The following is a 16,115-nucleotide window of genomic DNA, read 5'->3' as shown; positions in this document are numbered from 1 at the left end:
CTGAATGTATTTAGTGTTATTCCACCGAGTTATCCGAATTAATTTCAGCAACTTCCACTTGAGCATCAGCCGTTAATGCAGCAGGTGCAGCAGCAACTTTAATTTGATTATCGTATTTCGGAACATAACGAGTTCTTTCTTGTTCAACCTGAGCAAATACAATATCCGGGTCTTCACCGCGAGCAATAATAATATCAGAAGCAGATTTGAATCCGTTTTCAACATCAAAAATATCCTTCTGAGTATCTTTAATTGGGTCGATACTTTGCCATTGAGGATATGTCCAAACAGTCTGACGAAGAACTGAAGGAATAGTTGTCATTTTCAAATTAACGGTTTCTCTGATAATTGACCATTGTAACCAACGTTCAAAAATAACATCAAAAACCTGTTCTTTAATATTACGCTGAACTGATTTAAACATTACGCGTTGTGCAAGATCACCGAAGCGGGCAGCAGAATAGTTAATATTTGCTGTGTCACCTTTCCAACCTTGTTTGTAAAAACCGTAACCCATAGCAAGCAGGTCTTCCAGACGATTCGTGAAGTTCATAAAGTCGTCACCGCCCTGAGTAGAGCTAAACTGCTTTATATCGTAACCAGCAGGAAGTTTATGAATTGTCCCTGATTCAAAGTTTTGAATAACATCAGGAGATTCTTCAATGCCTTCGTTATCGCTATCAATTTCGATATTATCTTGACCGTCTTTGTCTTGAGTGATGAAACCCATAGAGCTTGCTGCGGCGCGTTTCTGAATCAACGTTGCTTTTGTGAAAGCATCATATTGGTTCATAACATCAATATTCGCTACACATTCAGGAATGCCTCTGCGTTGATCAGGGAACAATTCTCTGTAATAGTGAATAATATTTTCAGCGTCGATACCTTCAGATTTACCAGATGAAGTCTGTGTTGCTTTGCTTATTGTGTTAAACCAGTAACGAACTGGAACATCATCGTTATTATATTCGATACCATCAAGAACATAACCGTTGTCGGAGGTTTCTCTGTCGCCAAATTTACAGCGTGAAGCTTCGATAATTTCAAGCTTAAATTCAGTATCAGATTCGTGAATACGAATAAAAACCTCGCCGTCAACAAATCTTGAACGTTCAACGAGTTCTTGAAATCTGCGCCAGTTCATTCTTTCATTTTTACTGAAACGTTTTGCTGAACTTGACCAATAGCTGAACTGGTCCATAATCATAGAGTTCAGTTTCTTGCTTGGCTTTCCGTTTGTTCCCAGAATACGCAATTGTGGGTTAATACCTTCACCGATAACGTTATCAACTTGATATTGAACAGCACGTTTACCAACTGGTGTATTAATCGAAAGAGTTCGAGACATATTACGAATGCCATCGGCATAAGTTCGAATCTCGTTATTAATCGTTGCAGTCGTAATCAGGTTCTCTTGAAAGTCGCCATCTAAACGGTCAGTTCGAGGACCAAGAATACGCTGTAACTGTGAGCCATATGCTTGCTCGTTATCAATTACCAGTTTCTGTTTCTGTTTACGTGTTTTCGGTTCTGCTTTTTTAAATGTGAAAAAATCTCTAATACTCATGATGGATTCGTGAACCTCGCTTTAATAGTAACAATCGGAGATTTACCGTTTGCCATTTGTTCTGACTTAATCAGATTTGCTAAGTTAGCTAAAAGTCGTTTTCGAGCCATAAGCAGCGAATCAAGCGTTTCATAAACGAATGATTTACCGTTAATACTCATTTGTTGAATAGCTTCTTCGTTACTTGTCAGACGATACTGAATAACTGTATCGATATCGTTAATCATTTCTCTGAGTTGTTCTCTTTTCGTTTTTGAAACGAATGGTGATTTCACTTTGATAATGCTGTTACTGATAAGCGCACCTTCATAGAGAACAACAACAGAAAAAGTTCCTTCGATAAAATCTGATGTGTCCACCGAGATATTCGCTGGACAATCAGTTTGAGAAAACAATTTAGTTTCAGTTGAGCCTATGGAGACTGTTGCACCTTCAGGATTATAAACAGCGAGTTTTTCACCGATGTAAATTTCTGAATTTGATTTTTGCATTGAGTTCTCCTTTCTTATATTTATAATCCGAAACCACGAGGCTTATTAACTGGTCTGTTTCGTTTGATAATGTTTCGACGAGGTTCATGAGTTTGAATAACAGGAGAATTTGTTTCGTTTTGTTCTTCTGGCATTTCAATATCAGATTTAGCAGCGAGTTTCCTCCACTCGTGAAATTTGATTTTCTCTAGAACTTGCAGACGCGCGCAATAACCGTAGTTAAAGCAGTCAAGACCTTCGTTACGAACACCGCCTTGTTTAATAACCCATCTAACAGTATTACCAGAGCGTTTTAATTCTTCGGACATAAGCTGTTCGCAGTAATCATCTGGAACATCATCAGAGATTTCGACTCTGACTGGTGTATTTCCAGATTTCACGCTTCTGTTTAGCAGTTCACGAACTAAGTTTTTTCCTTGGTTTACACCAATCATATAAAGTTCATAACCACCGGTTTTCGTGATTTTCGTTGGAACATAAGGGGCATCAACAGAGCTGGCACCTTTAATTGCTTTCAGGTTTGTCCACTGAGAGCAGAAACGATAGATTGTTTTAGTTGCTCGACCGTTTGAGCTATCGACGTTCACCCACGCTAAAGGAACCTTTCTTCCCAAAGCTGTTCTGAACGGTGCTTTAACGTATGCAAGAAGTTCTTTATAAGCAGGGGAATCGATAACCTCAGCGTTCATTGTCATAAAGCTACGATGTGCAAGAATATAAACGGTTCGTTCGTTGTGACCCATCAAGGTTACTTCTAAACGGTCTTGCTGTTGGTCAACCCCAGCGGTTAAAAACAACGTGTCTTCTGGTATATTGCTGATGCCGATATTCGTCTTGAGTGTTTCTAATTTACTAACCTCAATGTCTTCGTTTAAATCATCAAACGGTAGACCAAGAACAGTGTTATAAAACGTTGACAAGCTGAACGTTTGCCATGCTTGCTTATAGTCTTCAACAACTGATTTGATAGAACTCATTGGGCTGTATAAACGACTTACGTGGAATCCAGCAATTCGACTTTCAGGTTGATGAATAATCCATTCACCTTGTTTAATTGCTCGTGCTCGGTCGCCTTCAGAGAAAGCGTGATGACATTCAGGACATTCAATTCTGGCAGAGTTAGGATCAGGTAATGATTTACCATCGATTTTTACCCAGTCGAATTTGATATTCTCCCACGTCAGTTCGTGCTTATGACCACATGTAGGACAGGGAACATGATACTTGCGCTTGTCGGATGCTTCATACTGCGTGTGGATAGCACCGTATTTACTTGTAGGCGTCGAGCTAATGAAAACACGAGCGTCTTCACCGAACGTCGTAGCACGTTGTTCCGCGATGATAATCGGGTTGCCTTCTTCTGTGTCTGTTTCAACTGCGTCAACTTCATCAAGCAACATCAGCGGAAGAGTTTTACCGCGTAAGTGAGAAGGGCTATTGAGCGACATGAAATACCAAAAGCCTCCAGCACGTAGCTGAATTTGACTGGTGTTATTCACTGCGTTTCTGTCGTTCTTGTCGGTGACGATTCGTTGCATTTCTTCCGATTCGTCAATCATTGGGCGAATCTTGCCTGATAGCCATTGAGTCGTCTCTTTACCGGTTGACTGCAAGACACCAGCGTTACCGGGATCAGTAGCAGACTTATAGAACAGAATTCCGTTCAAGATGGTTGTCTTGCCAATCTGGGCAGAAGTCTCGAAGACGATTTTCTTCTTACGTTCTTTAATGACGTCAATCATGCCTTTCTGAAACTCAAACAGTTTCATCGGCTGCCCTGTATAAGGACCATCAGGGAATTTCAGGTACTGTTCGACCCACTCGGACGGAGTGTAGTCAGGAGGTGGCATTAAAAAGCGCTTTGCATTCTGTAAGATACTTTTCAGTTTATTTGAGTTTTTCATAATCAGCCCTAAGTGGATGAACCCAAAATGGATTTCATTTCTCTGTCTGTATTTATGAAAACCTCCATAAAATTATTTCTAAGAGTTCTTGCACCTGGATATCCGCCTGTTAAAGTCTGTTCCAACAAAACACAGGAGAACGACAATGAAAACTGAACTGACTGTTGAAAACCGAATTGCTTCTGAATTAAACGCTGGTACTGATATGTCAGAGAGTAAGCTTGCTGAAAAATACGATGTTCCTCGTTCTGTTGTTCGTCGTGTTAAAGCTAACATCGAGGAATATACAGTTGTTGAAGAAGTTAAAGCTGAAAATACGGTTGAAGTTGTCGATGCTGTTGAAGCACAACGAATCGTGAATCAGGCTTTCGGATTCGATAACATCGAAAAACTTCTTGCTAGCAAATCGGCTAATAAAAAACCATCTGCGATTAGCATGATTATTTTTAAACGTACAGAGGGGGATTTTGAGTTATTCAAAAAACAGATGTCAGACAAAACTGCCGCGTATCAGAGGGATCAGTTTCTTCGCTGTGTGAATAGCACTAAAGGAGAAATGAGTGAAACTGAGAATGCCTAACGAATGGAGGCGATTTTTTAAATGTATAATAAATGCAAGTTTGTAGCTAAATTATTTACACTAGATTTAAAATTGCAATATTAAATAGGAAGCAAAGTGAGGAAGTTCAGAATTAAGGAACTATTTCATACCTGCTAGTTTAGAGAGCCGACTATTCATCGGATACTTATTTGATTGAAAGAAAAATTGAATAAGTGATATCATTCGGTTATTATTTTTTAGCAACAAAGGAGAAAGCATGATTGCTAATGTGGTTTATAAAAACGGTGATGTTAAGACCGAAGAGTTAACAGTTGACGATGCCGCTGTTCGCTTAAAAACAGACTCAGACGTTCAAGCGATTGAATTTTTCGAAAGTGGATTAAACACTCTGCTTGAGAAAAAACTTGAACAAGCATTAGTGCTTGGTCTGAAATGACAAAAGGGAGCTTAGTGCTCCCTTTTTTATTGAATTTCAAATGAGTAGATTGTAAACCACAGATACTGGAGGCATCTTTGGGGCGCAAGGAATCAAATAGTTGAGAACTTGATTACTCAGTTCTTTAGAACGATCTGCAAACAGCAGGGCGTACTTCCTGCGAAGCTGAAAGCGTAGAGTCAAAAGCAATAAGGTCGATAACGAAGCAGGAAGCATCAGGTGAACTTGATAACAGGGAATTGACTTGGAGTATCATTAGGTCAGTAGAAGCAGGGAGAAGCGAGGAGGGATGATGTAGCAGTCAATCATTACTATCATCAAAGATAGGGCTTGCCCGTTCGACGTAGCGATAGCGAAGGAGAACTCATTAACGTTATTTCAATTAATTATCGATCGTTATGTTTATTGATTGTCAGACGAACAGTATAATGCAGTTATCCAGTAATCATTATTATCCAGATCTGAAAAATAATATTGTGAGCGTAGCGAACGCGCGAAGCGCTAATAATCTTTATCTAGAAACATCTAATCAGTAGCTAGTAATCAAGTTCGATAGTGTTATCTGTCGCGCTTCGCGCTAATGTTTATCAATTAGGGCTTCGCCCGCGCTTCGCGCAATCTGCTCGCTTCGCTATGTTTTCCAGGTTTTGTACTGCTTCTATATCCTTCCAGTTCATCTTTATCCAATTGTTCTTATAGGGCGATTTTTTCTAGGGTCCATGCACTTCTCCGAGTCGCATCGATGCGTTATCGATGCGTTTTGATGTGCATCAATGCACCTGCTTTTCACTAAATTATTTTTCGGACTTTGTTTACACTTTCGGTGAACTATATAAATATTAGTATGAACACAGAGAGTTTCTTCTTCCTCGTTATTTTCTCTCGTTTGTTTACTACTGACTTTATCCGTCATAAAATAAGATATAAGCAATTAGCTTAGTTCATTTAAAAATTCCTTAAGTTTAAAGCACTCTTCGGAGTGCTTATTTTTCAATTCAATAAAAAAGGCAACCCCATGAAATTTATACCTAACAAATTCGAAATTGAATCTCGCTTAGACTCTGGTGAGACATTTCAGCAAATTGCAGAATCTAAACAAATGAATAAAGCAACGATGTATAATGCTTGCAAAAAACGTAATATCAGAACTCAACCAATCAATAAAGGCAAATAAATTGAATTTCAAATTTGCAGTCTTCGAAAATCTAGACAGAACAGTTAAAGCAAGCCTGAACAGAAATATTATCAAAGTTAATAGAATGACCAATAACAAAAACAGCCTGAAAGCTCTTGTTAAAGCTATAGATATTCATCGTAATGTTCGAGCTAAGATGTTACAGAAGATTGAAAATGCTGTGACTGTAAAAAATATGCATAGCTTCGAAATCGGTACGACCGAAGTTAATAATCTGCCTGCAATCGTTGCTTATACAACCGATAATGCTGTTATCGTTGCTTGTGAAATTAACGGTAAAAAGAACTCGTGGAAAGCTTTCTGTTCAGATCTAAGAATGCAGAAGATCAAAGACACCGAGCAGTTTGTTCAGATGTATACTGGTGAATTTATTGAAATCATCGAAAGTATTGAATTTCCGACTGAGCAGAGACTAGATGTTGTGAATTCCAAAATGGAAGATTTGATGAAAAGAGTCGCAGAGTTAGAAAGGAAAAACGCTGAACTCAGCAAAGAGAACAGCGTTTTACGTAAAGAAAGAAGGGGTGAAAAACTATCTTTTGATGACGAGATTGTAATTGTGAAAATTGATATTTCTGAGCCGACCAAAACAATGGACAAATCAACTATCGAAGATGAAGCAATTGAACTCGTCGAATCAACTTTATTTAGCTCAAATGCCCTCTGACAAATCATCAAGAGAACCTACAGATGTAATTACTAGTTATCAATCGACTTAATGGTAAGTTTTATGAACCATCTTAACGACGAAAAAGAAAAAGTGATACATGATAACATTGCATTCAACTTGCTCCATGACTGAATCTGACAGTCTGTTAAGTGCTCGTAAAGATCTCAAATTCTAACAATCTTCACGAGGAATGTTCGGCTTTGACCATGATTAGTTAATCAATAAGATACAGCCATTTTCAAAAGTGCTTGTTTTGATTGTTAACTATGATAAATTAGCAAGGCACATGCAGGTAGATTTGTTGGTTGTGGTATCGCAATCAGTGATTAAAAGGTCGGCAGTATTCGCCTCTGACGGACGTCGGATCTTCTTGGGCGTCACTTTGAAATGCGTAAGAGTGCCTGCATGTGCAATAACATAATTAATAATGGAATTTACTATTATGTTCACTCCCTCCTACTTAGAAAGACTCAAGTCATGCAAGACCAAATTTGAGTTTGCACGCTTACTTCAAATTAAAGTTTCTTTTCTTACTAATGTCCTGTACAGAATACGACCTGAGCATCAATATGAAAGATTTATTATAAAAAAGAAGTCTGGAGGTGACAGAGAGATATTTGCGCCTACTGAAAAACTAAAAGACATACAAAGGCGTTTATCAGATTTATTGTATGTTTGTCAGAGCGAAATATGGAAAACAAATAATATCACCCCTAGCTTATCTCATGGATTTGAGAAAAATAAAACAATAATAACAAATGCAGAAAGACATAGAAATAAAACCAATGTTTTAAATATTGATCTTGAGGATTTTTTCCCTACATTTAATTTCGGTAGGGTCCGTGGTTATTTTATCGCGAATCAATATTTTAATTTGCACCCATCAATAGCAACTATAATTGCGCAGATAGCTTGCTATGATGGAAAACTTCCGCAAGGAAGTCCTTGCTCTCCTGTAATAAGCAATCTTATATGTAATATTTTAGATATTAGATTGTCAAAGTTGGCACTTTCTAATGGATGCAGTTATAGTCGATATGCAGATGATATAACATTCTCAACTAACAAAAATCAGTTTCCTGACTCAATTGTTATAAATGAGAATTCTAACGAGTTAGGACCATTGTTAGTTAATGAAATTGAAAAAGCTGGATTTAAAATTAATAATAATAAGACCAGAATATTGCGGCATACATCAAGGCAGGAAGTAACAGGTTTAACCGTAAACAAAAAAATAAATGTCAATAAAGATTATATTAAAAAAACCAGAGCTATGGCGCATGCACTTTATAAAGAAGGGGATTTTACCCTTTTGGATATTAGTGGAAAACCGCGAAAAGGTACTCTAAATGAACTTGAAGGCCGCTTCGTTTATATTGATATGCTTGATAAGTATAATAACATTAACGCTAAAAAACATACACTCCCAGAAAAATATGTGCTAAAGAAAACTGGAATTAATTTTACTCTCAAATTGAATTCAAGAGAGACAGCATTCAGTAACTTTCTTCATTATAAGTATTTTTATGGGAATATAAAGCCTACAGTTTTGACAGAAGGTAAAACAGATCCAATTTATTTGAAATGTGCAATTGATTCTTTGTATTTAAGTTATCCTGCTCTGGTTAGAGTTGACGATAGAACAAAGAATAGAATTTTAAATATTACGTTATTCAAAACAAACGCAAAAAAGGAATATTTTTTAGACCTCTACGGTGGGGCTGCTGACTATGTAAGATTCTTTAGAAGGCATAGAGAACAATGCAAGAAATTTGAAAGACAACCGCCTAAAAATCCAGTAATAATTGTTTTGGATAATGACACTGGGCCATCTGATTTTATTAATAATATAATCAAAGAATATTCTCACCTGCCTAGAAAATCAGAGGACGTAAGAAAACATAAATTTTTACATTTAGAGAATAACCTCTACGTATTGTTAACTCCACTATTGGCTGGTGATAAACAATCGTGCATGGAAGACTTTTTCAAAGATGAAGTTCTGACAAAGACAATTAACGGTAAATCCTTTGATAAAAGTAATAATCATGATAGCACTACTACTTTTGGAAAAGACAGGTTTGCCAACAATATTATCAGAGAAAATAGACAGACTATAGATTTTTCATTGTTCAAACCAATTCTTGATGCTATGGTTGATATTAATAATCACTTTAAAAATTTGTACTATCCATGATGGTTAAAAATGGATAATAAATATATTTCCCGGTTACGGTTTATTTTAATCCCTATTCCGTAGTCGGGACAATATTCATTAATGTCACTTTGGAATATAATCATATTTGGACGACACCTCAAATTAAAAATATCATTCTTTTGTAATGTTATGGAGGCTATAAATATAGTTTTACAAAGGAGTATATATGACAGGCCATGATTACAAGTGTGTAATTTGCAAGCGCGATTATGTGAAAATTAGTTTTATGTTACAACGAAAAAATGTACATTGCGCTAGTCGCGAAAAATACCCTAAGCAACATCTAACAGAGTCAGTCGAAATTGAAGCAGGCTATTTCAAGCAGGAAAGAATGTTCATTAATCGTCAGAAACAAATCTTTAAAGGAGCAACACGATGAAAAACATTTTGGTCCCACCATCGCTTTAAATTCCTTCATTCGATTTTAAAAATGAAATACATAAACATGGTAACTGTTTGAAATTAAAAAGGGAGTGCAAACTCCCTTAAAGTTCAATTTCACTATCTTCTTTCTCTTCTGGTTTGTCAACGTGTTCGAAGTCTTGTTCGAACGACTCACCAAGTTCATTCAATGTTCTGTTGAAAATCTCTTTGAGTTTTTCTTTCAGCTCCTGGATATCATTAGCAGACTCCATGATTTCGATACCGTGTTTTGACGGAATCAGCCTGATGGAATCTTTCAGAGACTGACAGAACTGATTCAATTGAGCTTGCACCAACTCAACAGGGATTAATTCACCTGATTTTTCTTGCGCTGCATAAGTTGCTAAGTCAGCCTTCGCCACCTGTTCACGAAGTTTTTCTTTCTCGAATTCATCACGAACAGACATATTGCGCATCGGATTAATTTTGTTCTGAACGATCCATAAAGTGCCTTCGTTTTCTGGTATTCCTGCTGGATTATCTGAATAAGGAAGTCCTTCTGCTCTCCATGATTTAATAGCGTTAAGGGTATAACCATAACGTTTTGCCATATCAGTCATACTGACGTAAATTTTACGTGCCATTTTATTCTCCTTACACAAGTGGCCCAAGGGTTTATTACTGTATTTATCTTGAACGGAAAAATCATCCGGAATCAGTCCTGTCTATCGATGATGAACTGAATTGATTTGGAATTTTAACACAGCAGAAAAAAGCCGAGCGCTCGAAACATCTCGGTGTTTCAGAAGTCCCAGAGTAACTATTATTTTTTGTTAGAGGGGGGGCAGAAGATGAGTCGTTAAAACTTATTTAAGCAATATCATTAATGATTTATATTTGGCTGCGTTTTAGGCTAATCAGCAGCCAAATTTTTAATTGTCGATGAAACGCCAGTATCGCTAAAAATAGAGCTATATAAAATCAACTCCGCATTGCTTTATTCCAATCAATATTGTGACCAGCAGCTTCAAGTTCTCGTGCGAGTGCTTGCTTCCAGCCTCCACTGCTATCCATATTTTCCCAAACAACCCCAGCAAAATCACTTGGAATATCTAGTGAGCCGCGTTTTAGTGCACATACTTTCTCTCTGCCTAAACGCCCGATAAAATATCCTAATTCTAGCATTACATTCTGCCTTGCCCTTGGTTCTGGTATTCCTCCTTTAGCACAACCTTCATCATCTGGTGTTAGCAATACAACAGCAAATCCAACATCACTATTTGCTATAACTTTCTCAATGACAGTTCGTCCCTGATTAGCTTGCTCATGTAATATGATTGCTTCTAAACCTATACGTTCAAGAAACCTTGCGACTGTTTCACGGGCGCCATCATCATGACCATGAACAATGAAAACTTTGTTCGAAAACTGCGGCTTCAACATAGTTTCTGTGCTTCCCTTAGACTGAACATAATTTTTGTAATCTCTAACGAAAGGAATGATAAGTTGTCCTGTAATCGAATGAATGCCTGCTATAACTTTACTTCCGGAATAGAAAAAATGATGTCCAAAGTTGATTGCATAATTAGGATCTTCTGCTAACTTAAAAATCAAAAGTAATGTAAGGCCTAGTGTTTTTCTTGCATCATCTGGCCAGACAAGCTGGGCACTCCCAGCCATACTTCCTCCAGTCTTCTCACTTTCTGCGAGAAACTCTGTAAGATTGAGTCCTTCAGTCAGGTCTGCATTGTATGATTCAAGATCGGAATGTTTTAGAAGCTGAGCAAGCTTTTTGAGTGGACGTTCAAAGGTCTGGTATTGTGAAGCCTGTAAATCCAGAACAGCATTGTTCATTTCAGAAAAAATATCTTGAGCCATTACTCATCCTCACTTGAAGTCAATCTGGCTTCGGCAGCTTTTTTAAGAATGCCTTCTCTGTATGTTTCCTTCATCTGCTGCGCAAGCGAGCCGACTATGGAGTTGGTTGAACATCCGCCAATGCGTTCATCAATCATGTGATTAACTGTTTGAATTGCCGACTCGATGCTAGCAGGGTCGTTAGGGTTAAACTTTACGACTCCTAGCTCGCCATCCAGCTCACTCAGTATACGCTTTGCATCCTTGAGTTCTTTCTGAAGCTTATCAAGACCAGTAACTTTTAACATATGCACCTTCAATTATCAATTTAATCAGTACGTTACGGGGTTTAGCTGTTGCTTGCTTAGTCTGGCTATTGATCACGTATGAATGCTCTATTTTGAAGCCTCAACCAAATTTTCTCAATAGTGTAAAGCTATTATCATTTTCGAGTTTCCTTCGATATCACATTCTAAGATGAACATTGCTAATATTACTCACATCTAAAAAACGGATTTGTTTACATTATCCTAACAAGACTTCGTTGAGTCGTAAAATATTATAACAAAATATATGTAGACTAAGCTGATGGTGTTAATTACATATCTGCTTATTCCATTCATCAACTTGATGCTGTTCAAATTAGATAACTTAAATTTTTAATTATAACTTCTGAAATCTCCATAACGAATAACATCAGTTACACGTTTTGCTCTATTAGGAGTCTGACGTGCCCATCTTGAGTCTAAAGCTTCATCAGCCGCATTTTGATAATCTCCAACAGCCATGTATCCCAAGAATTTCTTGAACTGACATACGCCAGAAACGCCGAGTTGAAAACACATATTGATTAAAGCTGAACGCCTGACTGTATCGATTCTGATATAAACTGGATGCAGTTCTGTTTTACTAAGCTTACGTAACGTTGAATTAACGTCTGTATTCAATAACTGATCAGATTCTTTCGCTGTGATATATCCATAACAAGGATGACCAACTGCTTTATCAAGTTCTTTCAAAGCGTAGTCTCTTGATGGATTCTTAGTAATCAAATGTCCGACACCGATTGTGAAATATCCTTCTGTGTCTTTATACATCGTGAGTTTTTCGCCTTCGTCGTAACGAAGCATTGCGTTAAGTTCCATATTAGCCTCATAAATATAGTTAAAATCTTATTTATGAGAGGACTTATGAATCTATTAGACACAGACGTTAGGCTGACCGATGTTCAGCTTAAATCAAATGCTCCGTTTTTCTCTAACAGAGCAGTATCAGGACGTTTTCAGAAACGTTATACAGGCGTGCAATATTTCGAATTGAATTTCACTTTGAATTATATGTCGCAAGACACAAGACACGTTCAACGCTTTATCGCGATGCATCAACAAGGTCAGCCGTTTGACTTTCCGTTAAGCTACTTGACTGACTATAAAGGTTCGGCTCAGGGACTTATTCAAGCATCTGTTACAGCTAACAAAGGAGCGCGTAAGGTCACTCTGAACAGCTTCACCGATACTTTAGAAGCAGGAACATTAGTTCAGTTTCAGAATCACTCCAAGCTTTATACCGTCACGGAGGATGTCAAAGCAGGTGGAGAGATGAAACTCTTTCCGAATCTGTTGCAGAACGTTCAAGCTGGTGAGACTGTGAATTACAGAGGAACGAAAGGGCGATTCATCCTGACGAACGATACTATTCCGTTAGATCTTCAATCGATTTCAAATATTAAACTTACTGCAACAGAGGTGGTGTAATGTCAGTAAAAGACCAATTTAACAGACTAAGAAAAGACCCTGACTTCATCGAAGCGTATAACGATTTTAACGGCACTAATTATACAGAACTGACTACTGGTCAGTTGTTCAGTGTCGGCACGTTGTTTCATCTTGTTCAGATTAAGATGCATAACGGCACAGAACTGTTGTTAACTGATGCTTATTACGACTTGCAATATCAAGGTAAGAATTATATTGCCGCTGGTGACTTTACTGATATCAGTTCAATCAGCGAAGAAAAAGAAATTAATAACATCGGAATGACCGTTAAGCTGGCTAATATCCGAAAAGAATATATCAACTTGATTCGAACGAAAGCTTTAAACAGAGCAGACGTTAAAATTGATATTTGTTTTCTGAATCCTAATACTGGCAGTCCAACAGAGAGTTTTAATCTGTTCACAGGCTCTATGGATAAATTAACAGTTAACATCGAATACGATGATAATGAAGCGAAAAACGAAACCGAAGCTGTTATGAACTCAATCTGGGAAGTTCTTGAGAAATCTGCAAGAAATCACGCTTCCGATGGTGTTCATCGTAGTTATCCGGGTAATGAACAAGACACGTTCTTTTCTCGAATCGGAAAATGGAACTCAGAATCGAAATGGACGAGCGTAAAATAAGGGAGCTGTTGCTCCCTCATGAATTGTATTATGAAATGTCAACTTCTACTACATAGATTGGGATTTTTTTATCCTTATGTTCATATTTTCCAGCCGGATAGTCATCACGTATTAAATGAGTGGCTCGCCTAATCAGGGTCGCCCCTGATGCAAAAAGAATCTCTTTTTCATTTCCCATACTTGCATTCTTTCTAGGAAAAGCAAAAACATTAGTGATAGGATTCACTGTATGTAATACAAATAACTCTATTTTATTGTTATCATATGCTTTCCCTCTCCATTCAGCATTTCTTAATGCAACTTGAGGACAAAAACTTGTTGAAAGTGGTGCTGTTAATTTGAATTGATTTGATGCTCCATTTAGCCATGCACCACCATGAAAAAGATATTGACCTTCGCTTAGTGTATGACCGATGCTATTGATTTCTTTATCCACCTCGGTTACTGAGTAATTAGGATATTTTTGTTGATAGTCAAATAACACTTTTGGAGTTTTTGAAGGCATAGCGCGTCTTAGTTCTTTATAATTGACGCTATTGTCAAGATATCGGTCAATGAAATTCTCTAATCCATTATCCGAACCTCTTTTTGCCATGTGTTTTGCTGCATCTAAGTGATTTTTAATTTTTGCAATCAGTTTATCTTTGATATGAGTTTCAAATTTGCCAGTAGCCCTGTAGACAGCCATCATTTCTTCCTGACTGGCCTTTCTGCAGGTCCAGGATTCGTATGGGTTCTCAAATACATCAACAATTGGTAATTTCATTTCGATTCCTTTTGAAGTTAATGAGTAAGAAACTCAATAGATTAAAACACGAAGCTCTGATTTTGTCTTATGTTAGCTTGTCAAGGATGCTACGTAAAATATTAACGTGGTTAACATTTAGTTAAATGCAATACGTATTGTTACATTTATGGTTGTAGTTAGTTATCCAATTGCTCTTTCTCAGCGTTCATGTATTCCAGTAGTTTTTTGCTGTCAGAAACAAAACTCATACTATATCCATCCCATCGGAAACTCTGAGAATGACCATTCAGATACTGAACTTTTATTCGCCAAGATTTTTTAAGATTAAATACCGTGATTTCTTTTATAACTCGTTTAAGCATCATGTTTAATTCGATAGGATCTTTGATTTCCGACAGGAGGTTGAAATCGACTGATTGTTCAGCTAATACCATATCAGATTGTTGTTTAAACTGCTGGTCGAGTTCCTGTAGCTTTTCCTCAAGATTGCCGATTGTCTCAAGAACACTCATAGGAACTTTTTTCATTGTTAGAAGCATTCCGTTCAAGTTGTCGATTTGCTCTTTTAATTGAGCGCGTTCTTGTGCAATTGTCGTATCAACAGAGGTTTTCTTCTCCATCTTTAAGTGCTTTAAGATTTTATAAAGAGCAATCTCCATGTTTTTAAAATTCTGCGTAACGGTGCATTTACCATCGCGAGCATTAGCACAAACATGGTATTGATACGTTTTACCAGTAACAACATGGAATTTTCTGACTAACGCACCTCCGCAAGAGTGCTTTAACAGCCCTGTGAAAGCGTTTTTATCTGACTTATATCCCGGCTTGTTCTGCTTTGCATCAGACTGTAATAACATCCAGTCTTCTTTGCTAATTACTGCTGGATAATAATTATCGATAATATCCAACAGAATAACTTTTCTGTCTTTCGTCGTTTCTGATGTTTGATAAGCACCGTATAACGCAACTGAACTAAGAGTTTTACCAACAGTTGTGTGATTCCAACCAGCAGAACGTAATGGTCTGAATCCTTCATCGTTTAATGTCTTAGCTATTTTATTCGTGCCAAGTCCTTTTCGTTTGAGTTCGATAATTCTTTTTACTGCGTCGAGTCTGTCAGAGAAAACAAACTGGTCTTTTTCTCTTGCTAACCAGAAAGGCAGTATTTTGTTGATTACTTTACCCTCAAGAGCAGCTTTTCTTTGTTGCTGTTTTGTCTCTCTAAGACGCTGTGATTTCTTCTCCGATTCTTTATGCGCAAGGTCAGCAGCCAGAGCGATTCTAATCACGCTTACAAGGTCGTTAACTGATTCTCTGTTGAGTAATAGACCGTCTGTCAGGCTCGCTATAAAGACGTTGTGTTGTAAGATTGACTTGATTATCTGTTGAGTCACATCGATACCCCGACGACTCAAGCGGTCAAGACTCTCGATGATTATCGTGCTGCCTGATTCGATTGCTCCTTGCTCGATAGCAGAAAGCATGTCACCAAGCGACGGTCTGTTGCCTTCTTTAAACGCTGAAATTCCCAAGTCCTGAAAGTTTTTCTCAGATAGGGTAAGATTGTTAGCAATAGAGTATTTTTCGGCAAGTTCTGTCTGTCTGCGCACTGAGTCGCCTTGTTCTTGTTTCTTGCTCGAAAATCGTATGTAACTGTAAGCTAACCCGTTTTGCTTTTGCATATTCTAATCCTTTCAATCACT

15 protein-coding genes are annotated in these 16,115 nt (G+C 37.5%); 6 read left to right on the top strand and 9 right to left on the bottom strand.

The window, feature by feature from the left end; genetic code table 11:
* Positions 1-16: 16 nt before the first annotated feature.
* Genes ICA20_RS16315 through ICA20_RS16305 form a run of 3 tightly spaced genes read right to left on the bottom strand, consistent with a single transcriptional unit; the run spans position 17 to position 3,962 of the window.
* Positions 17-1,567, bottom strand: a complete 1,551-nt coding sequence (locus ICA20_RS16315) for a phage portal protein (protein ID WP_000027534.1) — start codon at positions 1,565-1,567, stop codon at positions 17-19.
* Positions 1,564-2,058: a hypothetical protein gene (locus ICA20_RS16310; protein WP_001172750.1), complete on the bottom strand. Its 495-nt coding sequence runs from the start codon at positions 2,056-2,058 to the stop codon at positions 1,564-1,566. Before ICA20_RS16310 ends, ICA20_RS16315 begins: the two co-directional genes overlap by 4 nt.
* A gap of 20 nt (positions 2,059-2,078) precedes the next feature.
* A complete protein-coding gene (locus tag ICA20_RS16305; RefSeq protein WP_128542716.1) occupies positions 2,079-3,962 on the bottom strand; it encodes a terminase gpA endonuclease subunit in 1,884 nt (627 codons plus the stop codon).
* A gap of 145 nt (positions 3,963-4,107) precedes the next feature.
* On the opposite strand from ICA20_RS16305, the gene ICA20_RS16300 reads away from it, so the two are divergent.
* The 4 genes from ICA20_RS16300 to ICA20_RS16285 all read left to right on the top strand — a co-directional run bounded on the left by ICA20_RS16300 (position 4,108) and on the right by ICA20_RS16285 (position 9,022).
* Positions 4,108-4,542, top strand: a complete 435-nt coding sequence (locus tag ICA20_RS16300) for a GntR family transcriptional regulator (RefSeq protein ID WP_149282226.1) — start codon at positions 4,108-4,110, stop codon at positions 4,540-4,542.
* Positions 4,543-4,780: 238 nt separating this feature from the next.
* Positions 4,781-4,960, top strand: a complete 180-nt coding sequence (locus ICA20_RS16295; RefSeq protein ID WP_000561393.1) for a hypothetical protein — start codon at positions 4,781-4,783, stop codon at positions 4,958-4,960.
* Positions 4,961-6,081: 1,121 nt separating this feature from the next.
* Positions 6,082-6,822, top strand: a complete 741-nt coding sequence (locus ICA20_RS16290; RefSeq protein ID WP_001324719.1) for a hypothetical protein — start codon at positions 6,082-6,084, stop codon at positions 6,820-6,822.
* Positions 6,823-7,267: 445 nt separating this feature from the next.
* Positions 7,268-9,022: a retron Ec67 family RNA-directed DNA polymerase/endonuclease gene (locus ICA20_RS16285; RefSeq protein ID WP_000494974.1), complete on the top strand. Its 1,755-nt coding sequence runs from the start codon at positions 7,268-7,270 to the stop codon at positions 9,020-9,022.
* A 506-nt stretch (positions 9,023-9,528) separates the two neighbouring features.
* Here ICA20_RS16285 and ICA20_RS16280 read toward each other — a convergent pair.
* The 4 genes from ICA20_RS16280 to ICA20_RS16265 form a co-directional block, all read right to left on the bottom strand.
* Positions 9,529-10,050: a hypothetical protein gene (locus ICA20_RS16280; protein WP_000101429.1), complete on the bottom strand. Its 522-nt coding sequence runs from the start codon at positions 10,048-10,050 to the stop codon at positions 9,529-9,531.
* Positions 10,051-10,387: 337 nt separating this feature from the next.
* Positions 10,388-11,284 carry a nucleotide-binding protein gene (locus ICA20_RS16275; RefSeq protein WP_000046021.1) on the bottom strand — a complete coding sequence of 299 codons (897 nt, stop codon included), beginning with the start codon at positions 11,282-11,284 and terminating at the stop codon, positions 10,388-10,390.
* Positions 11,284-11,571, bottom strand: coding sequence for a hypothetical protein (locus ICA20_RS16270; RefSeq protein WP_000922096.1), 288 nt, complete (start codon positions 11,569-11,571; stop codon positions 11,284-11,286). The genes ICA20_RS16275 and ICA20_RS16270 overlap by 1 nt, the downstream gene beginning before the upstream one ends.
* A 351-nt stretch (positions 11,572-11,922) precedes the next feature.
* The gene (locus tag ICA20_RS16265; protein ID WP_000422351.1) at positions 11,923-12,408 is read right to left on the bottom strand and encodes a glycoside hydrolase family protein; all 486 of its coding nucleotides are present in this window, start codon (positions 12,406-12,408) and stop codon (positions 11,923-11,925) included.
* A 45-nt stretch (positions 12,409-12,453) separates the two neighbouring features.
* On the opposite strand from ICA20_RS16265, the gene ICA20_RS16260 reads away from it, so the two are divergent.
* Together ICA20_RS16260 and ICA20_RS16255 are read left to right on the top strand one after the other, a co-directional pair.
* Positions 12,454-13,017 carry a hypothetical protein gene (locus ICA20_RS16260; protein ID WP_232067059.1) on the top strand — a complete coding sequence of 188 codons (564 nt, stop codon included), beginning with the start codon at positions 12,454-12,456 and terminating at the stop codon, positions 13,015-13,017.
* Positions 13,017-13,664: a DUF2163 domain-containing protein gene (locus ICA20_RS16255; RefSeq protein WP_000111578.1), complete on the top strand. Its 648-nt coding sequence runs from the start codon at positions 13,017-13,019 to the stop codon at positions 13,662-13,664. Before ICA20_RS16260 ends, ICA20_RS16255 begins: the two co-directional genes overlap by 1 nt.
* 28 nt (positions 13,665-13,692) lie before the next feature.
* On the opposite strand, the gene ICA20_RS16250 is transcribed toward ICA20_RS16255, so the two are convergent.
* Positions 13,693-14,430 carry a hypothetical protein gene (locus ICA20_RS16250; RefSeq protein WP_000775244.1) on the bottom strand — a complete coding sequence of 246 codons (738 nt, stop codon included), beginning with the start codon at positions 14,428-14,430 and terminating at the stop codon, positions 13,693-13,695.
* A 158-nt stretch (positions 14,431-14,588) separates the two neighbouring features.
* Positions 14,589-16,094 carry a recombinase family protein gene (locus tag ICA20_RS16245; RefSeq protein WP_125316708.1) on the bottom strand — a complete coding sequence of 502 codons (1,506 nt, stop codon included), beginning with the start codon at positions 16,092-16,094 and terminating at the stop codon, positions 14,589-14,591.
* Positions 16,095-16,115 lie beyond the last annotated feature (21 nt).

Source organism: Citrobacter sp. C5_2, from assembly GCF_014596845.2.
GTDB classification, from domain to species: Bacteria; Pseudomonadota; Gammaproteobacteria; order Enterobacterales; family Enterobacteriaceae; genus Citrobacter; species Citrobacter werkmanii.
Note: the sequence above shows the minus strand (reverse complement) of the source record. Positions and strands in the feature narration are given on the sequence as shown.

Bases quoted from the DNA above. Each gene is read 5' to 3' on its own strand.
- ICA20_RS16315 (WP_000027534.1), bottom strand. From the start codon at position 1,567: ATGAGTATTAGAGATTTTTTCACATTTAAAAAAGCAGAACCGAAAACA.
- ICA20_RS16310 (WP_001172750.1), bottom strand. From the start codon at position 2,058: ATGCAAAAATCAAATTCAGAAATTTACATCGGTGAAAAACTCGCTGTT.
- ICA20_RS16305 (WP_128542716.1), bottom strand. From the start codon at position 3,962: ATGAAAAACTCAAATAAACTGAAAAGTATCTTACAGAATGCAAAGCGC.
- ICA20_RS16300 (WP_149282226.1), top strand. From the start codon at position 4,108: ATGAAAACTGAACTGACTGTTGAAAACCGAATTGCTTCTGAATTAAAC.
- ICA20_RS16295 (WP_000561393.1), top strand. From the start codon at position 4,781: ATGATTGCTAATGTGGTTTATAAAAACGGTGATGTTAAGACCGAAGAG.
- ICA20_RS16290 (WP_001324719.1), top strand. From the start codon at position 6,082: ATGCTTGCAAAAAACGTAATATCAGAACTCAACCAATCAATAAAGGCA.
- ICA20_RS16285 (WP_000494974.1), top strand. From the start codon at position 7,268: ATGTTCACTCCCTCCTACTTAGAAAGACTCAAGTCATGCAAGACCAAA.
- ICA20_RS16280 (WP_000101429.1), bottom strand. From the start codon at position 10,050: ATGGCACGTAAAATTTACGTCAGTATGACTGATATGGCAAAACGTTAT.
- ICA20_RS16275 (WP_000046021.1), bottom strand. From the start codon at position 11,284: ATGGCTCAAGATATTTTTTCTGAAATGAACAATGCTGTTCTGGATTTA.
- ICA20_RS16270 (WP_000922096.1), bottom strand. From the start codon at position 11,571: ATGTTAAAAGTTACTGGTCTTGATAAGCTTCAGAAAGAACTCAAGGAT.
- ICA20_RS16265 (WP_000422351.1), bottom strand. From the start codon at position 12,408: ATGGAACTTAACGCAATGCTTCGTTACGACGAAGGCGAAAAACTCACG.
- ICA20_RS16260 (WP_232067059.1), top strand. From the start codon at position 12,454: ATGAATCTATTAGACACAGACGTTAGGCTGACCGATGTTCAGCTTAAA.
- ICA20_RS16255 (WP_000111578.1), top strand. From the start codon at position 13,017: ATGTCAGTAAAAGACCAATTTAACAGACTAAGAAAAGACCCTGACTTC.
- ICA20_RS16250 (WP_000775244.1), bottom strand. From the start codon at position 14,430: ATGAAATTACCAATTGTTGATGTATTTGAGAACCCATACGAATCCTGG.
- ICA20_RS16245 (WP_125316708.1), bottom strand. From the start codon at position 16,094: ATGCAAAAGCAAAACGGGTTAGCTTACAGTTACATACGATTTTCGAGC.